Annotated in this window: 17 protein-coding genes; 7 read left to right on the forward strand and 10 right to left on the reverse strand. The window is 71.8% G+C overall.

Going from position 1 to position 19,487, the window contains the following annotated elements; all coding sequences use genetic code 11:
* Positions 1-10: 10 nt before the first annotated feature.
* The 3 genes from J5Y10_RS17030 (at position 11) to egtD (ending at position 3,240) form a co-directional block, all read left to right on the forward strand.
* The gene (locus J5Y10_RS17030; protein ID WP_209375225.1) at positions 11-952 is read left to right on the forward strand and encodes an alpha/beta hydrolase; all 942 of its coding nucleotides are present in this window, start codon (positions 11-13) and stop codon (positions 950-952) included.
* Between the two features lie 129 nt (positions 953-1,081).
* Positions 1,082-2,284 (forward strand): ergothioneine biosynthesis protein EgtB, encoded by a 1,203-nt coding sequence (gene egtB / locus J5Y10_RS17035; protein ID WP_245214803.1) that lies wholly within the window; start codon positions 1,082-1,084, stop codon positions 2,282-2,284.
* Complete coding sequence (egtD, locus tag J5Y10_RS17040; RefSeq protein ID WP_342452948.1) at positions 2,281-3,240, forward strand: L-histidine N(alpha)-methyltransferase; 960 nt, start codon at positions 2,281-2,283, stop codon at positions 3,238-3,240. Before egtB ends, egtD begins: the two co-directional genes overlap by 4 nt.
* A 29-nt stretch (positions 3,241-3,269) precedes the next feature.
* Here egtD and J5Y10_RS17045 read toward each other — a convergent pair whose 3' ends face one another.
* The 10 genes from J5Y10_RS17045 to fliK all read right to left on the reverse strand — a co-directional run bounded on the left by J5Y10_RS17045 (position 3,270) and on the right by fliK (position 13,872).
* Entirely contained in the window at positions 3,270-4,013 is a 744-nt protein-coding gene (locus J5Y10_RS17045) for a nucleotide-binding protein (protein ID WP_209375226.1), read from the reverse strand.
* Positions 4,001-4,873 carry a flagellar biosynthesis protein FlhF gene (locus J5Y10_RS17050; protein WP_209375227.1) on the reverse strand — a complete coding sequence of 291 codons (873 nt, stop codon included), beginning with the start codon at positions 4,871-4,873 and terminating at the stop codon, positions 4,001-4,003. Before J5Y10_RS17050 ends, J5Y10_RS17045 begins: the two co-directional genes overlap by 13 nt.
* An 83-nt stretch (positions 4,874-4,956) precedes the next feature.
* Positions 4,957-7,008, reverse strand: a complete 2,052-nt coding sequence (flhA, locus tag J5Y10_RS17055; protein WP_209375228.1) for a flagellar biosynthesis protein FlhA — start codon at positions 7,006-7,008, stop codon at positions 4,957-4,959.
* Between the two features lie 6 nt (positions 7,009-7,014).
* A complete protein-coding gene (locus J5Y10_RS17060; protein WP_209375229.1) occupies positions 7,015-8,400 on the reverse strand; it encodes a sigma-54-dependent transcriptional regulator in 1,386 nt (461 codons plus the stop codon).
* Positions 8,397-8,711 carry a flagellar motor switch protein FliN gene (gene fliN, locus J5Y10_RS17065; RefSeq protein WP_209375230.1) on the reverse strand — a complete coding sequence of 105 codons (315 nt, stop codon included), beginning with the start codon at positions 8,709-8,711 and terminating at the stop codon, positions 8,397-8,399. Before fliN ends, J5Y10_RS17060 begins: the two co-directional genes overlap by 4 nt.
* A complete protein-coding gene (locus J5Y10_RS17070) occupies positions 8,708-9,331 on the reverse strand; it encodes a FliH/SctL family protein (protein WP_209375231.1) in 624 nt (207 codons plus the stop codon). The genes fliN and J5Y10_RS17070 overlap by 4 nt, the downstream gene beginning before the upstream one ends.
* Position 9,332: 1 nt before the next feature.
* On the reverse strand, positions 9,333-10,325 hold the full coding sequence (gene fliG, locus J5Y10_RS17075; RefSeq protein WP_209375232.1) for a flagellar motor switch protein FliG: 993 nt from the start codon (positions 10,323-10,325) through the stop codon (positions 9,333-9,335).
* A complete protein-coding gene (gene fliF, locus J5Y10_RS17080; RefSeq protein ID WP_209375233.1) occupies positions 10,322-11,953 on the reverse strand; it encodes a flagellar basal-body MS-ring/collar protein FliF in 1,632 nt (543 codons plus the stop codon). Before fliF ends, fliG begins: the two co-directional genes overlap by 4 nt.
* 154 nt (positions 11,954-12,107) lie before the next feature.
* Entirely contained in the window at positions 12,108-12,779 is a 672-nt protein-coding gene (locus J5Y10_RS17085) for a flagellar hook assembly protein FlgD (protein WP_209375234.1), read from the reverse strand.
* 13 nt (positions 12,780-12,792) lie between these two features.
* The gene (gene fliK / locus J5Y10_RS17090; protein ID WP_209375235.1) at positions 12,793-13,872 is read right to left on the reverse strand and encodes a flagellar hook-length control protein FliK; all 1,080 of its coding nucleotides are present in this window, start codon (positions 13,870-13,872) and stop codon (positions 12,793-12,795) included.
* 594 nt (positions 13,873-14,466) lie between these two features.
* Between fliK and flgE the strand changes: the two genes are divergently transcribed.
* The 4 genes from flgE (at position 14,467) to J5Y10_RS17110 (ending at position 19,373) form a co-directional block, all read left to right on the forward strand.
* Complete coding sequence (gene flgE, locus J5Y10_RS17095; protein WP_209375236.1) at positions 14,467-15,765, forward strand: flagellar hook protein FlgE; 1,299 nt, start codon at positions 14,467-14,469, stop codon at positions 15,763-15,765.
* A 58-nt stretch (positions 15,766-15,823) separates the two neighbouring features.
* A complete protein-coding gene (locus J5Y10_RS17100; protein ID WP_209375237.1) occupies positions 15,824-17,347 on the forward strand; it encodes a flagellar hook-associated protein FlgK in 1,524 nt (507 codons plus the stop codon).
* Positions 17,347-18,420, forward strand: a complete 1,074-nt coding sequence (locus J5Y10_RS17105) for a flagellin (RefSeq protein WP_209375238.1) — start codon at positions 17,347-17,349, stop codon at positions 18,418-18,420. Before J5Y10_RS17100 ends, J5Y10_RS17105 begins: the two co-directional genes overlap by 1 nt.
* A gap of 122 nt (positions 18,421-18,542) precedes the next feature.
* Entirely contained in the window at positions 18,543-19,373 is an 831-nt protein-coding gene (locus tag J5Y10_RS17110; protein ID WP_209375239.1) for a flagellin, read from the forward strand.
* The last annotated feature ends 114 nt before the right edge of the window (positions 19,374-19,487 follow it).

Genomic DNA, 19,487 nt, shown 5'->3' on the forward strand with positions numbered 1-19,487 from the left:
AGGACGGCGGATGACCGCGATCGCAGGGAAGGGCTTGGCACGGCGACGGCTGCTCGCAATCGCGGCGGGCGCGCCGGCGGTGCTGGCGGCCGGTCGCGCCGGCGCGGCCGCCATGGGCCGCGTGGAGGAGCGCCAGTTCGCGGACAGCGCCGTGCTGGGGAAGGACGTGCGCTACAGCGTCTATCTTCCGCCGGACTATGACATTTCCAAGCGCGCCTATCCCTTGATCTACATGCTGCACGGTGGCGAGAGCGGCACGGATACGGACTGGTTCCGCTTCGGCCGGCTGAACGTGCTGCTGGACCGGCTGATCGGCGACGGCCGCTTCCCCGCCGCGATCGTGGTGAGCCCGAACGGCCAGCGCGACGAGGCGAACCGCAACAACACCTACTACATGAACGACGCCGACGGCGCCTTCCGCTGGGAGGACATGTTCTTCCAGGACTTCATGCCGCGCATCGAGGAGCGCTACCGCGTGATCGGCGGGCGGGAAGGGCGGGCCATCGCGGGCCTCTCCATGGGCGGCTACGGCGCGCTGGCCTATTCCATGCGCCATCCCCGCACCTTCATCGGGGCCGCGGCGCTGAGCGCGGCCTTCCGCACGGACCAGCAGATCGTCACCATGGACCAGCCCGGCTACGACCGGCGCTACGGCAAGGCCTGGGGCCTCGGCCTGCAGGGCGAGGCGCGGCTGAACAACCTCTACCGGGATTACAGCGTGCTCGACATGGTGGACCGGCTGCCGCCGGAGAACATCAAAGGCACGCCCTTCCACATCGATTGCGGGGCGGAGGACCGGTTCTTCGACGGCAATGCCATCCTGCACCAGAAGCTGCGGGACATGGGCGTGCCGCACGGCTTCATGATCCGCCCTGGGCTGCACAACTGGGACTACTGGCGCTCCGGGTCGGAGGGGGCCCTGCTGTTCCTCGGCCGGCTTTTCCAGCAGTAATCGTCTCCGCGGATGGGACCGGGCGCGCGATCGTGACGCCCGGCCCCCTGACGCAGAACGGCAGGACGGGCCACTTGGCCTCCGGCCCCGCCCCGTGCCGGGCGGCGATTCGGTCCCGGAGCTCTCTGCATGAACATGATCTCGCCCGGACTGGGGACCCCGCCCGGACAGGCTCTCCTCGCGCGCTACATGGCGGTGCGGGCACGGACCGACAGGCTCACCGCGCCTCTCTCCGCCGAGGACCAGGTCGTGCAGTCCATGCCGGATGCCAGCCCGGCCAAGTGGCACCGGGCGCACACGACGTGGTTCTTCGAGACCTTCCTGCTGCGGCCCCACCTTCCCGGCTACCGGCCCGTGCGGGAGGAGTACGCCTTCCTCTTCAACTCCTATTACGAGGCGGCCGGGCCGCGTCACGCCCGGCCGCAGCGCGGCATGATCACGCGCCCGGACTGCGCAGCGGTAGGCGAGTACCGGGCGGCGGTGGATGCGGCGATGGCCGATCTCCTCCGCGAACCCTCGGCGGAGGTTGCGGCGCTGGTGGAGTTGGGCCTGCGGCATGAGGAGCAGCACCAGGAACTGCTGCTGACGGACATCCTGCACGCCCTCAGCCTCAACCCGCTCCGCCCGGCCTACGACCCGGACTGGGAGGAGCCCGCGGCCTCCGGTGTGGCGACGATGCTCGACGGGCCGGAGGGGGTGGTGGAGATCGGCCGTGCCGGGCCCGGCTTCGCCTTCGACAACGAGACGCCGCGCCACCGCGCCTACCTCATGCCCTACCGCATCGCCAGCGCGCCTGTGACGAACGGCGAGTGGCTCGCCTTCATGGAATCCGGTGGCTACGGCGACCCCCTGCTTTGGATGAGCGAGGGCTGGGCCGCGCGCGGGGCCGGGGAGTGGGAGGCGCCGCTGCATTGGGAGCGGCACGACGGCGCCTGGATGGGCTTCGGCCCGGCGGGGCTTAAGCCCGTGGACCCCGCGCTGCCCGTTCGCCACATCTCCTGGTACGAGGCCGACGCCTATGCGCGCTGGGCGGGCAAGCGGCTGCCCACGGAAGCGGAATGGGAGGCCGCCTCGGCCCTGCCGGGCTTGCGCGACGCCACCGGCGTGGTGTGGCAATGGACCGGCAGCGCCTACCGGCCCTATCCCGGCTTCAGCCCCTGGGCGGGCGCCGTGGGCGAGTACAACGGCAAGTTCATGATCGGTCAGATGGTGCTGCGCGGCGGCTCGCTGGCGACCCCGCCGGGCCATGCGGGCCCGACCTACCGCAACTTCTTCCCGCCCGGGGCGCGCTGGCAGTTCAGCGGGCTGCGCCTGGCGGAGGACGTGGCGTGAGCGGCGCGACCTCCCTCGACGCCGCTGCCATGCAGCGCGCGGCCCTCATCGCCGACGCGCTGGCAGGCCTTTCCGGCGCGCGGAAGACGCTGCCCTGCAAGTGGCTCTACGACGCCGAAGGCGCGCGTCTCTTCGAGGCGATCACCGCCCTGCCGGAATACTACCCGACACGCACCGAGACGCGGATCCTGGACGAGGCGGGCCCTGCGATCGCGCGGGCCATTGGCCCCGGCGCGCCGGTGGTGGAGTTCGGCCCCGGCGACGGCGAGAAGGCCGTGCGGCTTCTGCGTGCGCTGGACGCGCCCGCGGCCTACCTGCCCGTGGACATCGCGCCGGAATGGCTCGACGCTGCGGCGGCACGGGTCTCCGCGGCACTGCCCGGATTGCGCGTGCACCCCGTCGTGGCCGATTTCAGCGCGGCCTTCGATCTCGCCGCCCGGATGGAGGGCAGCGCCCCGGCGCTCGGCTTCTTTCCCGGCTCGACCATCGGCAACTTCGAGCCGCCCGATGCCGCCGCCTTCCTGCGCCGCATCCGCGCGGGCCTCGGGGCGGGTGCCCGGCTGCTGCTGGGCGCGGACCTGGTGAAGGATCCCGCGGTGCTGGTGCCGGCCTATGATGACGCGGCCGGAGTGACGGCCGCTTTCAACCTGAACCTGCTAGCACGGCTCAACAACGAGGCCGGTGCCGACTTCGACCTCGGCGCCTTTCGGCACCGGGCGGTCTGGAACGCCGCTGCGGAGCGGATTGAGATGCACCTCGTCTCGCTGGCCGCGCAGTCGGTGCGGCTGGCCGGGCGGGTGTTCCGCTTCGCGCCCGGCGAGACCATCCATACGGAGAACAGCCACAAGTATCGCCCGGAGCGCCTTCGCGCGCTGGCCGCCGAAGCGGGCTGGACCGTGGCGGCGATGTGGACGGATCCGGAGGACCTCTTCTCGGTCTGGCTGCTGGAGATCTGACCGGGGGCACGCTCGAAGGCGCACCGCCTTCAGGCCGCCGCCCGTGGCTCGACCAGCCCTGCCGCCAGCGTCTCCAGGTCCCGCGCGGCTGGACAGCCGGGGTGGCGGGTGAGAAGGGGCGCCTGATGGCGGATCGCGTCGCGCACCTTCGGGTCGCGGCGCACCACCCCGGCCAGCGGCACGCCGCGCCCCAGGAAGCCGCGACAGGCGCGATCCAGCGCGGCGTGGGTGCGCGCCCCGGCAGCAGAATCCGCGGCCATGTTCACGGCAACCCGTGCCTCCGTTGCCGGGGCGTCGCGACGCAGCAGCTTCAGCACGGCATAGGCATCCGTCAGGCTTGTCGGCTCATCAGTGGCCACCACCAGCAGCGCGTCGCAGCCGGCGCCAAGGCGGCGCGGCACGGGGTCCAGCCCCGCGCCGATATCCAGCACCACGTCGTCCTGCGGGGCGGCCCGCAGCAGGCCGAGGAAGCGGTCGATCCAGCCCGGGTCCAGCGCGGCCAGAGCGCCGGAGCCGGAGCGGCCGGGCAACACCTCGAACCCTGCCTCCACCCGCAGCGCAGCCTCGCCCAGCGTCACGTCGCCGGCGAGCACCGACATCAGGTCGTGCCGAGCTTCCAGCCCCAACTGCACGTCCACGTTCGCGAGGCCGAGGTCGCCATCCGCCAGGAGCACGCGGCGCCCGGCGCGGGCCAGCGCCTGGGCGAGCCCGATCGCCAGCACCGTCTTGCCGACGCCGCCCTTGCCGGACGCGATACCAATCAAGCGGCCCATACGGCCTCCTGTGCAGCTATCCTGGCGGGGCCTTGCAGCCGCTCCGCCAGCCAGGCCGGGGTGAGGGGGGTGAGGCCGTCCGCCGCGCCCGGACCGGTCCCTGCCTCCGTCAGCGCGAGCGGCCCGGCGAAGGCGGCGGCCAGCACGCCGCCGAGCCGGCGGGCGCCGTCCAGCCGCGTGGGCAGCAGGTGGCGGGCGCCCAGTGCCGCAAAGGCGCGGGCCGTCTCCATCGCTTCCTCGGAATCCAGCCCGGCGGGCAGCACAAGCAGAGGCGCGGCATCGGTGACACGCAGCAAGGCGAGAAGCTGCTCGGCCTGGGCGGGGTTGAAGGGGTCGCAGCCCGCCGTGTCCAGCAGCAGGGGCTGGCCAGGTCGTCGCCCCGCCAGCGCGGCCGCCAGCTGCGCGCCCGTGCCGGCGGTGGCAAGCGGGACACCGAGCACCCGCGTGAAGGCAGCGATCTGTTCCGCGGCCCCGGCGCGCTGGAGATCGGCCGTCATGACCATCGGGCGGGCGCCCCGCATCACCATCCGCGTGGCCAGCTTCGCGACGGTCAATGTCTTGCCCGCCCCGGGCGGCCCCACCAGGGCCAGGGGCCGCGCGGCGTCCGGCAGGGCCGCGAACCGGAACACGGCGGCCAGGGAAGCGGCACCGCCCGCACCGATGCTTGGCCGCAGGGCCGGTGGAAGATTGTGGCGTGCCAGCGGATCGGGCACCGCCGGAACGGAGGGTGGAAACGGCGGCGGCGAAGGGGGTTCCTCCTCCGCCGGCTCCAGCGCGGCCGTCACCTCCACCCCCGTGGCGGTGCGCCGGGTGGAGAGGATCAGCGCGTCGGGGCCCAGTGCCTGGCGGCATTCCGCCATGGCATCGGCCATCCTCGCTGCGCGGAAGACTCGAAGCCGCATGAGTTAAGCCTGGGCCGCCCGGGGTTGCCGAAGGGTGAAGATCAGATCGCCCCCACGGTCCGGATGCGGGCGCGCGGGTGGATTTCCGTCTGCGCCAGCACGGGGGTGGCAGGGCGGAAGCGCTCGACGATCGCGCGCACATGCGCCCGCACGCCCGGGCTGCAGACGAGCACCGGCGACTCCCCCTGCGAGGTTGCCCGGTCGAAGGAATCCCGCAGCCGCGTCATGAAATCGTGCAGGCGGGAAGGCGCCATCGCCAGCTGCCGCTCGTCACCCGGACCGACCAGCGCCTCGGCGAAGGCCTGCTCCCACTCGGCCGAGAGGGTGATCAGCGGCACATAGCCCGCCGGCCCCCTTGCTGCGTCGGAAAGCTGGCGCGCCAGCCGCGCGCGCACCACCCCCACCAGCGCCGGCACGCCGCGGGCGCCAGCCGCCATCGCCTCCTGGACACCTTCCAGGATCGTCGGCAGGTCGCGGATGGAGACGCGTTCCGCCAACAGGGCCTGCAGCACGCGCTGCACGCCGCCCGTGGTGATCTGCTGGGGGATGAGGTCGGCCACGAGCTTGCCGTTCTCCGGCGGCAGCTCGTCGATCAGCTTCTGCGCCTCCGCATGGCTCAGCAGTTCCGGCATATTGTCGCGCACGATCTCCGTCAGATGGGTCGCCAGCACGCCGGCGCCGTCCACCACCGTGCAGCCGCGCGCCAGCGCCTCGTCCTTGCGATGCTCCTCGATCCAGAGGGCGGGCAGGCCGAAGGTGGGCTCCTCGCAGGGCTCGCCGGGCATGTCGGGCCGCCCGCCGGACGGGTCGATCGCCAGCTGCATTGGGATCCGCAACTCCCCGCGTCCCGCCTCGATCTCCTTCACGCGCACCACATACTCATGCGGCTGCAGATGCAGGTTGTCCTGGAGTCGCACGCTGGGCAGCACGAAGCCCATCTCCTGCGCCACGGTCTTCCGGAGGTTGCGGATCTGCTCCGTCAGCCGCGGCCCCTCGCCGGCCGCGAGCGAGAGCAGCCCGTAGCCTAGCTCGATCCGCAGCATGTCGATCCGCAGCGTCTCCGCAATCGGCGCTTCCGCCACGGGTCCCGGCGGCGCGGCCGCCGCCTCCCCGGCCTTCACGTCGGCCTTGCCGCGCTGCCAGGCCCCGGACGCGAAGGCACCGGCCAGCAGCAGGAACGGAACCAGCGGCATGCCCGGAAGAAAGCCCATCATTCCCGCCGCGCCCGCAGCGATCCAGAGCGGCTTGGCCAGGCCGAGCTGCTTCAACAGCGCCTTGTCCGCCGTGCCTTCCGTCCCGCCCTTCGTCACCACGATGCCGGCAGCCACCGAGGTGAGCAGCGCCGGGATCTGCGAGACGAGGCCGTCGCCGACCGTGAGGGCGGAGAAGGTGGTGATCGCGTCCATGAAGGGCAGCCCGTGTCGCCCGGCGCCGATGGCAATGCCGCCCAGCAGGTTGATGCCGGTGATGATGAGGCCCGCGATGGCGTCGCCGCGCACGAACTTCGCCGCACCGTCCATGGCGCCGTAGAAGCCGCTCTCGGCTTCCAGGTCGGCGCGGCGCTGGCGCGCGGTCCTGTCGTCGATGAGGCCGGCGGAGAGGTCGGCGTCGATCGCCATCTGCTTGCCAGGCATGGCATCCAGGCTGAAGCGCGCTGCCACCTCCGCGATGCGTCCTGAACCCTTGGTGACGACCATGAAGTTCACGACGAGCAGGATGGCGAAGACGATCATGCCCACCAGCACGTCCCCACCCATCAGGAAGCCGCCGAAGGCCGAGACGACATGGCCCGCCGAACTCGGCCCCTCATGCCCGTGGGTGAGGATGGTGCGCGTGGTGGCGACGTTCAGCGAAAGGCGCAGCAGCGTGGTCAGCAGCAGGATGGTGGGGAAGGAGGTGAAGTCCAGCGGCCGCTGCAGGAACAGCGCCGTCATCAGCACGAGGACCGAGAGCGTGACCGAGAGCGCCAGCCCCCCATCCAGCAGCACCACCGGCAGCGGCACCACCAGCACGACGATGAGCATGGCGACGCCCATCGCCAGCGCCACATCGGTGGAGCCGCCGAGATTCCGCAGCCAGGGGGGAAGTGTCATGCGGCGTCAGCCGAGCTGCGCGTAAGGAAAAGGGGCCACCGGCATCTGCCCGGGCGCCATGGGCACGGGGGCACCCGTCGCGCGGTACTCGTGCAGCTTGTTCCGAAGCGTGCGGATGGAGATGCCGAGGATTTCCGCCGCCCGGGTACGGTTGCCCAGGCAGTGGGTCAGCGTCTCCAGGATCAGGTCGCGCTCGACTTCCTCCATCCGGCGACCAACCAGCGCGGCCACACCTATGGCGCGCGCGGGTTGCGCCGCGGCCAATGCCGGGGCGGCAGCTGCGGGGCGCGGTGCGGGCACGTGCAGCTCCACCGCTTCCGCCCCGATCTCGTCGCCCTCGGCCAGCAACACGGCGCGGTGCACGGTGTTCTCCAGCTCCCGCACGTTTCCAGACCAGGCGTGGCCGAGCAGCGCCGCGCGCGCGGCCGGTGAAAAGCGGCGCAGCGGGATCCCGTTCGCCTCGGCGTAGCGGCGGGCGAAGTGCTCGGCGATCGGCAGTATGTCGTCGGGCCGGTCGCGCAAGGCGGGAACCCGCAGTGCAACAACGTTGAGGCGAAAGAACAGATCCTCGCGGAAGCGCCCTGCCGCCACCTCGGCCGCCAAATCGCGGTTGGTGGCGGCGAGGATCCGCACGTCCACCTTCACGGGACCGGCGCCGCCCAGGCGGTCGATCTCGCGCTCCTGCAATGCGCGCAGGATCTTCGCCTGTAGGCGCGGGTCCATCTCCCCGATTTCGTCCAGCAGCAGCGTGCCGCCATCTGCCTGCTCGAACTTGCCGCGGCGCGCGGCAACCGCACCAGAGAAGGCGCCTTTCTCATGCCCGAACAGCTCACTCTCCAGCAGCGCTTCCGGCAGGGCGGCGCAATTCAGGGCGACGAAAGGGCGGTCGGCCCGGCGGGAATGGCGGTGGATATGCCGCGCCAGCACCTCCTTGCCCGTGCCGCTCTCGCCGGTGATCAGCACGCTCGCCTCGGCCCGCGCCACGCCCTCGGCCCGCTTCAGCACCGCGGCCATGGCGGGATCGCGGTGCACGGGCGTGTCCGCTTCCCCCGCCGCGGCCTGCAGCATGGCGGCGATCAGCTCCGCGTCCGGCGGCAGCGGCAGGAACTCCTTCGCACCGGCCTGGATGGCGCGCACCGCGGCGGACGCGTCCTGGTTGCGCCCGCAGGCCACTACGGGGCAGGCGATCCGCTCCGCCTCCAGGCAGGAGACGAGCCAGGCCACGTCGTGCAGCACGTCGCAGAGGATGAGGTCGAAGCCCTCGCCCCGCGCCATGGCGATGCCGGAGGTCACGCCATCCGCCTGCCGCAGCCGCGCCCCGCGCGAGGTCGCGATCCGCGCCGCCTGGCCCAGCTCCGCCTCCAGGCTGCCGATGATGAGGAGGCGCGTCATCCCGCGCGGTCCGCCTTCACGATTTCCGTCATCGTCACGCCCAGGCGGTTGTCCTCCACCATCACCACCTCGCCGCGCGCGACGAGGCGGTTGTTGACGTAGATGTCCACGGCCTCGCCCAGCTTGCGGTCCAGCTCCACCACCGCGCCCCGGCCAAGCTTCAGGAGCTGGCTGACCTGCAGCGTCGCGCGGCCCAGCACTGCGCTGACCTGAACGGGAATGTCGTAGACCGCGTCCAGCCCCTGGCTGGAGAGGGTGGGGCGGGAGTCGGAGGCCTCGTCGGCGCTCACGGGCTCGAAGCCGTTGCTCATGCGTCATCCTCCATCGGTAGGTGCAGGGCGGCCAGCGCCTCGCGGATCGCGGCGCGGCGGCGGGACAGGTCGAGGTCCAGCCCGCCATGGCGCCAGACGATCCGCGCATCACCCTCGGGCAAGTCCGGATCGGCCTCGATCGGCAGGCCGGTCCCGCCGAAGCGGGCGCGGGCGTGCTCCAACAGGGCAGGGGGCACGCGCAGCGTGGCGCCGGGCGGCGCCTCGTCGGGCGGGCCGAGCGCGCGCATCAGCGGTTCCAGCAGCGCCGGCGCTTCACGCGCCGCGGCGCCGGGCAGGGCGGCGTCCACCACCGAGACCAGCATCTCGGCCAGCGCGGCGGCGTGCTCGTCCACCGCATCGCGCGCGGCCTCGCGCGCGCCCTGGAGCTGCAGCAGGGCGATACGGATCGCCTCGTCCGCCATGGCATCGCGAGCGGCTTCTCCGGCGGCGCGCCCGCGCGCCTCGCCCTCGCGCAGGCCGGCGGCGTGCCCCTCGCGCCGCGCGGAATCCAGCAGCTCCTCGATCGATGGTCCCGAAAGCGGTGGCGGGGCCTCCGGCCCCTCCGGGGCGTCCAGGTCGGGAAGGGAAAGGCCGCGAAGGCCGGTGGGCAGGGGGAACATGTCAGGCGACCATCTGCTCCTGCCCGTCCTCCAGCTGGATCTGGCCCGTGGCGGCCAGGTCCTTTGCCGTGGCCACCATCATCGCCTGCGCCTCGTCCACGTCGCGCAGCCGCACCGCGCCGAGGGCCGCGATATCGTCCTTCAGCATCTTCGCCGCGCGCTCCGACAGGTTTCCGAAGAACAGGTCCTTCAGCGGTTCGCTCGCGCCCTTCAGCGCCAGGGCCAGCTTGTCCTTGTCCACGCTGCGCAGCAGCATCTGCACGCCCTGGCCATCCAGCCGGCTCAGGTCGTCGAAGGTGAACATCAGCGCGCGGATGCGCTCCGCGCTCTCGTGGTTGCGCTCCTCCAGCGCGGCCATGATGCGGCCCTCGGCGGCGCGGTCGAGGTTGTTGAAGATCTCCGCCATCATCTCGTGGCTGTCCTGGCGGCTGGCGCGGGCCAGGTTGCTCATGAACTCCATCTTCAGCGTGCGCTCCACGCCCTCCAGCGCCTCCTTCTGCACGGTTTCCATCCGCAGCATCCGCATCACCACCTCCATGGCGAAGCCTTCCGGCAAAAGCGCCAGCACGCGCGCGGCATGGTCGGACCGCACTTTGGAGAGCACGACGGCAACGGTCTGCGGATATTCGTTTTTCAGGTAGTTCGCGAGAACGGCCTCCGAGACATTGCCGGGCTTGTCCCACATGGTCCGCCCGGCGGGGCCGCGGATCTCCTCCATGATCTGCGCCACGCGGTCGGGCGGCAGGGTCTTCAGCAGCATCCGTTCTGTCGTCTCATAGGAGCCGATGAGCTTGCCGGTGGCACCGAGGCTGTCGCTGAACTCCTTGCAGAGGTCCTCCACCACCGCCGCGTCGATGGCGCCGAGCGTGGCCATGGCGGCGGAGACGTCGCGGATCTCGTCCTCGTGCAGCCGGGCGAAAAGCCGCCGCGCCTGATCTTCCCCAAGCGTGAGAAGGAGAACCGCCGCCTTCTGCGGACCGGTCAGCTTCGTCATTGCGTCTCCTCCGGCGCCAGCCAGCCACGCACCACCGCCAGCCCTTCGTCGGGATGGGCTTCCATCAGCGCGTTCACCTGCGCGACGGAGGAGGCGCGCAACTGGCCGTGCACGTTCTCAAGGCTCACCATCTCGTCCCCGTCCGGACCGGGAAGGGCGCCCGCGGGTACGGCCACGCCGGCCAGAGCCGCCGGCATCGCGCCACCCGGCAGCACCGCGCCGTCCGACCCGATGCCGGCCAGGGAGGGCTGTGGCACCAGCGTCGCGGTCAGCCGCCTCGTCATCGGCCGCACCACCAGCAGGATCGCAACCAAGGCCACAAGGGCGTAGAGCCCTGATTCCACCAGCCGCGCGGCGGTGGCCGGGCCGAGGCCGAGGCCGAGCACGCCAGGATCGGCCGGGCTGTCCCCGCCCTCCGGCGTCGCGAAGCGCATGGAGACGACCTCAACCCGGTCGCCACGCCGCTCGTCGAAGCCGATGGCGCTGCGGACCAGTGTCGCGATCCGCGCCAGCTCCTCCGCGCCCCGCTCCCGGAAGGCGGGGGGCGTCCCCTCCCACACCCCGTCCACCAGCACGGCGACGGAGAGGCGGCGCGTGACCGGGTGCTCCCGAACGGTGCTCCGCACGGTCTTGCCGATCTCGTAGTTCGTCGTTTCCTCGTTCTTGCTTTCCTGGCTGGCGTTCCCGCCGCCCGCATCGGCTCCCGGCAGCTGGTTGGCGACGGAGACGCTGCCGCCTTCCGCGCCGCGGGACTGCTCCTGGCTGCTCTGCACGCTGCGCGGCACCTGGTTGTCGGGGTCGAAGCGCTCCTCGGTGGTCTGCACGCGGTCGAAATCCATCTCGACCGTCGCCTCCGCTCGCACGCGGCCGGAACCGAGGCTTCGCTCCAGCATCTCCTCCAGGCTGCGCGCGATCCGCAGCCCCTCGGCACGGCGCATCTCCTCCTGCGTGGCCGCCGCCGCCGGCCCCGATAGTGCCTGGCCGCCGCGCGCCAGCAGCTCCCCCCGGCTGTCCACGATGGAAACGTTGCGCGGCAGCAGCCCCGGCACCGCGGTGGCGACGAGGTGCAGCACCGCCTGCACACCGTCCCGGTCCAGCCGTTGCACGCCCTGCATGGTCAGCACCACGCTCGCCTGCGCCTCGGTCTGCTGGCGGGAGAAGGCCTCGCGCCGTGGCAGCACCAGATGCACCCGGGCGGCGCGCACCCCGGACAGGCCCCGGATGGTGCGGGAAAGCTCGCCCTCCATCGCTCGGAGCCGGTTCACGTCCTGCTGGAAGGGGGTGGTGGTCAGGCTCTCGCCACGGTCGAAGATCTCCCACCCCACGCTGCCGCCGGCGGGCAGGCCTTCCCGCGCCAGCGAGAGGCGCAGGCGCGGCACCATATCCTCCGGCACCAAGATGGAGCTGCCGCCGCTGCCGAGCCGGAACGCCACCTTCTGCCGCTCCAGCGAGGCCACCACCGCGCCGGCATCGCGCGGGTCCAGCTCCGCGTAGAGAAGGGCCATGCCGGGCTGGCCCGCGCGGGTGCCGAACCAGGCCAGCAGCCCGAGCACGGCGAGCGCGGTGGCGGCCATCGCGCCCAGGCGGACGGGGCCGAGCGCGCGCAGCTGGGCCAGGAAGGCGGCCATTCAGCGCCCGCCCTGCATGACCACCGATGGCCGTCCCGCACGCCCAGGCCGCTTCTGCATGGAGCCAACCCCCTCGCGCCGGCCTTCTGCCGGCCCGGCAATCCTTGCCGGGTGGGGGTTAACGGCCGGTTACGCCTCAGCCTCAGCCTCAGCCTCAGCCTCCGCCGGCGATGGAGCGCACGGCATCGAAGCCGTAGCTCGCCGTGCCCATGCGCAGCTTCAGCGCCCCGTCCACGCGCTCCGCCGCCGTGGCCGTGCCGACCACCGTGAAGGAAGTGGCGGCGGCACCGCCATTCGCGTCCGCGCCCGTCACCGCCACCTTGTAGGCGCCGTCGGGCAGCTGCTTGCCGGTGGTATCCTTGCCGTCCCAGGTCCAGTCCTGGCTCGCGGTGCCCAGCGCCACCTGCGCCTCGCGCAGGGTCTTGCCGTTGCTGTCCAGGATCGCCACCCGGGCCGTGCGCGCGGCACCCGCGGCTGGCAGGCGCACGGTGGCGGTTCCATCCTGCAGGGGCAGCGAATCGCTCTGCACCTCCACCCTTTGCCCGAGCATCGGCGAGGCGGCGGTGAGCTGCGCGGCCTGCTGGAGCGAGACCATCGACTCCAAGTTCTTGTTCATCGCGATCTGCTGCTCCACCGAGGCGAACTGCACGAGCTGCGAGGTCATCTCGTTGGTATCGAGCGGGTCGGTGGGGGACTGGTTCTTCAGCTGCGTCGTCAACAGCGTGAGGAAGTTGTCGAAGCTGCCGGCCAGCTGCGTGCGCGCCGTGCCAGAGGCGCTAGTCGCGGTGCTGGAGGTGGTCGAAGTCGTCGCCGTGGTCGTGGCCATGCCCGGTCTCCCGTCAGATCGCGATGTCGAGAAGGCCGAGGACGGCGCGGCGCCCCGGGCCGGCCTGCTCTGCCGCGATGCTTTCGCCGGCCCAGCTTCCACCAGGCCGCCGCCCGCTCCGCTGGCCACCGCCACCCGTGCTGCCGCCGCCGGGGAAGGCGTTTCCGCCCCCGGCGCCGGAATCGGAGAGAAGGGAAAAGCCGAGGCTGCGCCCGCCCTCGCCGATCCCGGCGCCGCCGAGGGCCCGATCCAGCGCCGCGCCGTCGCGGGCCAGCAGGGCGAGCGTCTCCGGCCGTTCCGCCGCCACCTGGACATGCGTGGCCTCGCCCGAGCGCTCCACCACCACCTCCACGCGGCCCAGCTCCACCGGATCGAGGCTGATGGCGATCCGCCCGTCCGGGCCCCCGAGGGCGAGGGCGATGGCGACCGGCGCCACCTGCTCCGCTGGGGCGGTGCGCGGCGCCAGGCGCGGCGCCTCGGCCGGCGTGGCGGCGGGCATCGGCACGGGGAGCAACCCCGGCAAGGCGGAGGCGGTGAGCGCGGGCGCCCCGGCTGAAGCGGCGGGCGGGGCCGGGTCTGCGGGTTTCTTCAGGTCCCGAAGATCGGCGCCAATGTCCGGCGCTGTCGCGGCGGACACCATGGGAGCCATCATCGGCAGGGCCGCCGGCGCTGCGGAGTCCTGTCGCGGCCCCGACTGCGGTGCATCGGCCTGCGGTATGGTGGCTCGGCCGGGCTGCCCGGCCTTCCCGGCCTTCTCCCGCCCCGGGCCGTTGTCATCTCCGGCCGCACGGCGCGGTGTGGCTGGTCCGGCGGGCGCCGCGATAGTGATCTCTGGAGGAATGCGGTCCTCCGTCGGCGCGGCGGCCGCCTGCGGAACCGGCGCGGGCAGGCCCTGGGCGGGGGCGGGAAGGGGAAGAACCCGTTCCAGTGCCGGGTCTGCGGGGGCAGGGGGCGCCAAGGCCGCTGCGTCCTCCTCCTCGTCATCCGGGCCAGCGGCCACCTTCTCGGTGCCCTCCGCGGCAGGGGCGATGTCCTCCCCGGCGGGAAGGCCCGGCACAGGATCGGGCGTGCCGCCGGCCACCAAGGCGGGCACGGCCGCTTCGGCAACTTTCGAACCGGCGGGCTTCTCAGGAGCGGGCGCCGGGGCAACCTCTGCTCCGGGGCGTGGGGCTGTGGCCGACGGCAGCAGAGCAGCCGGCAGGATTGCGGCCGCGGTGACACCTCCGGGCTGCACTCCCGCAACAGGTGCCATGTCAGTTCCAATCCTTGCGCCGGGCGGCGCCCCGGCCGCGTCTGTCACGCCGCGCAGTGCCTGCGCGAAGCCGCCGCCATCGGGCGCGCCGGCCACAGGCGTGGCTCCCGCCGAGACCGCTTCCCTGGGCGCGGCGCCGCGCGGCGGGGCGCTCGCCGGCGGGCTGTCCAGCACGTCCATCATCGCCTCCGCTCCCCTGGCCGCCGCGCATCCGGCAAGCCCCGGGGGCGGAGACCGCAAGCGGCCTGCCAGCCCGTGCCAGGCCCGGCCCGGCAAGCCCGACCCGGAAGCCGGCAAGGCTTGCCGCCCCCCGGCACGCCGCGCCGCCGAAATTCCGCTTGGTGGCTGGCACGGGCGTTGCGCCAGGGCCGGCGGGCGCCAGGAAGAGCCGGCGCCCGACATTCCAATCGCACGGCCATCCCCACGGAGTCAGGCATGTCGCTCTACGCCTCGATGAACACGGCCATCAGCGGGCTGACCGCCCAGTCACGCGCGCTCGGCAACGTCGCGGACAACGTGGCGAACAGCCAGACCACCGGCTTCAAGCGCACCGACACAAACTTCGTGTCCTACGTCACCCGCTCCACCGCGCAGGTGAACCAGCCCGGCTCCGTCACGGCGCGGCCGGACTACACCGTTTCCGTGCAGGGCACCGTGCAATCCTCGGACAACCCGCTCTCCATGGCGATCGCCGGGCAGGGCATGTTCGCCGTCTCCAGCGCCACGGGCACGGAGAACGGCGCCACCACCTTCGACGCCCGCACCTACTACACCCGCGCAGGCGACTTCGGCATGAACACCGCCGGCTACCTCGTGAACGGCCAGGGCTACTACCTGCAGGGCTGGACGGTCGGCTCCAACGGCGCGCCGGACCGCTCCAACATCGCGCCGCTGCGGGTGGACCAGTCCGTCTACAACCCGGTGGCGACGAGCAACGTGAACCTCTCCGCCAACCTGCCCGCGGATTCCACCACCACCCCGGCCAATGCCTCCATCCAGATCTACGACAGCCTGGGCCGGCTGCACGCCGTGGACATGACCTGGACGAACACGGGCACCAACACCTGGCAACTCTCCATGAATATCCCGGACGACGGCTCGGGCGTGACCACGCGCACCATCGACGTGAACTTCGGCACCTCCGCCAGCGCCACCACGGCCGCCGGCACGATCGGCTCCTTCGGCACGGGCGCAGGGCTGACGGGCAGCGCGGCGACGGCCGGGGATCCGGCCACCGTCACCTTCTCCGCCGATTTCGGCCAGGGCACGCAGAGCATCCAGCTGAACCTCGGCAATTTCGGCCAGCCCTCCGGCGTCACGCAGTATGCGGGCACGGAGTACACGCTGCGCGACATCTCGCAGGACGGCGTGCCCCAGGGCAGCTTCTCCTCCGTCTCGCTCAGCGACAATGGCGACCTGACCGTGAACTATGACAACGGCCAGAGCCGTACCATCGGCCGCGTGCCCATCGTGACCTTCGCCGACCCGGACAAGCTGCAGAAGATGGACGGCCAGGCTTATCTCCGCACGACGGAGAGCGGCGAGGCGCGGGTGAACGACGCGGCGTCCAACGGCGGCGGCAAAATCGTCACCTCCTCGCTGGAGAGCTCCAACGTGGACATCGCCTCGGAGTTCTCCAAGCTGATCCTCGCGCAGCGCGCCTATGCCGCGAACACGAAGATCGTCACCGCCGCCGACGAACTGCTGCAGGACACCATCAACATGCGCCGCTAGCCGCGTCGGCCGAGATGCGTCGCACCTCGCCTGATCCCGCAACGGAGAAGCGGAGCGGATGAGCCTCGACCTTGCCCTGTCCATCGCCCGCAGCGGGCTGTCGCACGTCAACCGGCAGCTCGCGCAGTCGGCCGCCAACGTCGCCAACGCCGCCACCCCCGGCTACACCCGCAAGGAGGTGCAGGGACAGGCGGTGGTGGCCGGCGCCCTCTCCTCCGGCGTGCGCAGCGCGGAGGCGACGCGGGCAGTGGACGCGGCGTTGGTGAACCGGATGAACGCCGCACGCGCCGCGACCGACGCCGCAGCCGCCCGCGCCGCCCTGCTGAAGGGCGTGGAGGTGGCGCATGGCGCCACGGGTGAATCCGTCGCGGACCTGACAGCGGCCCTCGGCGACGCCTTCACGGCGCTGCGGGGCGATCCCTCCGATACCCTCCTTCAGTCGAAGGTCACCGGCGCCGCGCAGGACCTCGTGGACCGCTACGCCACCGTCTCCTCCGCGATCCAGGATGCACGCCAGGGCGCCCAGGACACGATGGTGCAGGACGTGAAGGCGCTGAACGACGCGCTGCGCAAGATCTCCGACCTAACGGGACAGATCGTCCCCTTGCGCGCGCAAGGGCAGAGCACGGCGGAGCTCGAGGATCAGCGCGACGCGGCAGTCGCCACCCTTTCCTCCGTCATGCAGGTCAAGGCCCTCGCCGATGTGGATGGCGGCATAACGCTGATCACCGCGGGCGGACTGAACCTGCCCCTCCAATCGGAGAGCGGCCCCTTCTCCCTCGCCGGCGCCGCCCTTGGGCCGGAGGCCTGGTACGGCAGCGGCGGGACCTTGCCAGGGGTGATGCTCGGCACCACCGACGTTACGGCGCGGCTGGGCAGCGGCACCCTGGCCGCCCATGCCTCCCTGCGCGACACGGAGTTGCCGCTTGCCCAGGCAGAGCTGGACGTCTCCGCCGCCAACCTCGCCGCCCGCTTCGACGCCCAGGGTCTCACCCTCTTCACCGGCGGCGCCGGGACCGTGCCCGATCCGTCGGCCGCCTATGCGACAGGCGGCTGGATCGGCTTCGCCGGCACCATCCGCGTGAATCCGGCCGTGACGGCCGACCCGGGCCTGGTGCGCGACGGCACCCGTGCCGTGGCATCGGGCGCGGGCGGCGCCACGGGCTTCACGCCCAACGCCGCCACTGGCCCGGCCAACTTCACCGCGCTGATTGACCGGGTGCTGAACAACACCCTCGGCGCCCAGGTCTCGAACGGGGTTTCCCAGCCGGCCTTCACCAGCACCGGCCTCGGCCCGGGCGGCAACCTCTCCTCCTCCCTCCGCGCGAACCGCAGCCTCGGCGACTACGCCTCCTCCCTCGTCGCCACCCAGACCGCGGCCCGCGCCGAGGCGGAGGAGGCGGCGAAAGGATCGGGCGACCTCCTCTCCTCCCTGGAGAGCCGCTTCTCCGGGGAGTCGGGCGTGGACATGGACAAGGAGCTGGCCGCGATGATCGCGCTGCAGACGGCCTATTCGGCGAATGCCCGGCTCATCTCGACGGTTCAGACGATGTACGACACCCTCTTCCAGGCGGTGCGGTGATGGCGATCGCGGGAATCGGCTCCGGCGCGCTGGCGCAGCTGGTGCAGCAATCCTCCGTCATCAAGGCGCAGCTCACCACGCTCGCGGCGCAATCCGCGGACGGCAGGCGCGGGACCTGGTACGGCGACTTTGCCGGCACCGCCGCACGCGCCATCAGCCTGCGCGGCGAAATCAGCCGGCGCGAGACCCACACCACGGCGATCGACCGCGCGCTCGGCACCACTGCGGCGTCGCAGGACGCGCTTGCCCAGCTCTCCACCATCGCCGAGAGCTTCCTGACGGAGGCCGGCAAGATCACCACGGCCGACAGCACCCGCATCGCCGCGCTGGCGCGCGGCGCGCGCGACGCGGTCCAGCAGGTGGCCGCGCTGCTGAACGAGAGGCAGGGGGACAGCTATCTTTTTGGCGGCGCCGATACGGGCAATCCACCGCTTCCCGATCCGGCCAATATCATGAGCACGACGATGGCGACCGATATCGCCGCGGCTGTCTCCTCCCTCGGGCCGGGGAACGGCCCCACCGTCCTGGCCGGCACGCTGACGGCGGCCAGGAACACCAATCCGGGCGAGACGCCCTTTTCCGACTACGCGCTGGACCCGGCGACGGGCGGGAACGAGCCCCGCCCCACCACCCTGACGGGGGACGGCGAATCCGTGGGCACCGGCCTCTTCGCCAGCCGCAACGCGGCGGCCACCGGCACGGGCAGCGAGACCGGCAGCTGGTCCCGCGACCTGCTGCGCGGCCTGATGACCCTCGCCAACCTGACGGCCGACAAGACCGCCGCCGGGGCCGACTTCGACGCGGTGGTGACCGGCGTGAAGGCGAGCCTGAAATCGGCCATGACCGGGCTCGGCGAGGAAGCGGGCGCGCTCGGCCTTTCCGAAGCCCGCCTGGAGGCCGCGAAGGCCCGGCACGAGGACATGGGGCTGGCGTTGAAGTCCCAGCTCTCCGACGTGGAGGAGGTGGACCTGGCCAGCACGCTGACCGCGCTGCAGGACACGCAGACGCGCCTCCAGGCCTCCTGGCAGGCGCTCTCCATGCTGTCCGGCCTCTCCCTCACCAAGTTTCTGTGATGGGCGCCGGATTCAAGGGCCGTTAACCGGCCTGGGCCAGGATGGGCCCATACCGCAAAAGGCGGAGCGCAACGCGCGGGGGCCGGAGAGGTGGCCGCCGCCGGACAGGAAAGGGGCAAGACATGGCCCTGAACTCGGTCAACACGAATATCGGCGCATCCGTCGCGCTGCAGACGCTGAACCGCACCAACGACGCGCTGAATGCGACGCAGAAGCGCATCTCGACTGGCTATCGCGTGTCGGACGCGAAGGACGACGGCGCGGCCTTCGCCGTCGCCCAGAGCGTGCGGGCGGATATCGCGGGCATCACTTCCGCCAACGAGCAGATGGGCGGCGTACAGGGTGTGCTGGACACCACGCTCTCGGGCCTGAACAAGGTCTCCGAGACGATGGGCGACATCAAGGGCGTGCTGGTGAAGCTGGCGGACGGAACCCTTTCCGACAGCCAGCGCTCCCAGTACCAGTCGCAGTACGAATCGCTTCGTACCCAGGTGCAGAACTACGTCTCGGACGCGACCTATAACGGCCGCACTCTGCTCAGCACGTCCACCAGCGCGGGTGGCGGCAACATCGCCACTGTCCGGAACGAGAAGGGGACGACCTACACGCTCGCGGCGGTGGACGGCGCCAATCTCACCGTCAATGCCGCGCCCACCGATGCGGCGTCGGCCGCCTCGATGCTCGCCTCCAGCGGTGATTTCACGACGAAGATGACGGCGGTCAACAGCGCGCTGAACACCTTCGGCAACAACAGCAACTACCTGTCCGAGCAGGTCGATTACAACAAGCAGAAGATGGACTCCCTGCAGACGGGGTTGGGGGCGCTGGTCGATGCCGACCTGGCGAAGGAAAGCGCGACCCTCCAGGCGCTCCAGATCAAGCAGCAGCTCGGCACGCAGTCGCTCAGCATCGCCAATCAAGCGCCGCAGAGCCTGATGAGCCTCTTCCGCTGAAGGATGGGGCGCCGTGAAAGAGCCACGCCGCCCCGCTCCGTCCCCATTCATCGTGCCGGGCGGCAGGTTGCCACCCGGCGGCGATGCGGCGGCCGCGCAAGGCCCGCGCCGCGC

The sequence above is a fragment of the Roseomonas indoligenes genome, assembly GCF_017813365.1.
GTDB lineage: Bacteria > Pseudomonadota > Alphaproteobacteria > Acetobacterales > Acetobacteraceae > Roseomonas > Roseomonas indoligenes.

Coding starts and splice junctions, on each gene's coding strand:
- J5Y10_RS17045 (WP_209375226.1), bottom strand. CDS start 4,013: ATGGGCCGCTTGATTGGTATCGCGTCCGGCAAGGGCGGCGTCGGCAAG.
- flgE (WP_209375236.1), top strand. CDS start 14,467: ATGTCGCTCTACGCCTCGATGAACACGGCCATCAGCGGGCTGACCGCC.
- fliN (WP_209375230.1), bottom strand. CDS start 8,711: ATGAGCAACGGCTTCGAGCCCGTGAGCGCCGACGAGGCCTCCGACTCC.
- J5Y10_RS17085 (WP_209375234.1), bottom strand. CDS start 12,779: ATGGCCACGACCACGGCGACGACTTCGACCACCTCCAGCACCGCGACT.
- J5Y10_RS17110 (WP_209375239.1), top strand. CDS start 18,543: ATGGCCCTGAACTCGGTCAACACGAATATCGGCGCATCCGTCGCGCTG.
- J5Y10_RS17100 (WP_209375237.1), top strand. CDS start 15,824: ATGAGCCTCGACCTTGCCCTGTCCATCGCCCGCAGCGGGCTGTCGCAC.
- egtB (WP_245214803.1), top strand. CDS start 1,082: ATGAACATGATCTCGCCCGGACTGGGGACCCCGCCCGGACAGGCTCTC.
- J5Y10_RS17050 (WP_209375227.1), bottom strand. CDS start 4,873: ATGGCGGAATGCCGCCAGGCACTGGGCCCCGACGCGCTGATCCTCTCC.
- J5Y10_RS17030 (WP_209375225.1), top strand. CDS start 11: ATGACCGCGATCGCAGGGAAGGGCTTGGCACGGCGACGGCTGCTCGCA.
- fliF (WP_209375233.1), bottom strand. CDS start 11,953: ATGGCCGCCTTCCTGGCCCAGCTGCGCGCGCTCGGCCCCGTCCGCCTG.
- J5Y10_RS17105 (WP_209375238.1), top strand. CDS start 17,347: ATGGCGATCGCGGGAATCGGCTCCGGCGCGCTGGCGCAGCTGGTGCAG.
- fliG (WP_209375232.1), bottom strand. CDS start 10,325: ATGACGAAGCTGACCGGTCCGCAGAAGGCGGCGGTTCTCCTTCTCACG.
- J5Y10_RS17060 (WP_209375229.1), bottom strand. CDS start 8,400: ATGACGCGCCTCCTCATCATCGGCAGCCTGGAGGCGGAGCTGGGCCAG.
- flhA (WP_209375228.1), bottom strand. CDS start 7,008: ATGACACTTCCCCCCTGGCTGCGGAATCTCGGCGGCTCCACCGATGTG.
- J5Y10_RS17070 (WP_209375231.1), bottom strand. CDS start 9,331: ATGTTCCCCCTGCCCACCGGCCTTCGCGGCCTTTCCCTTCCCGACCTG.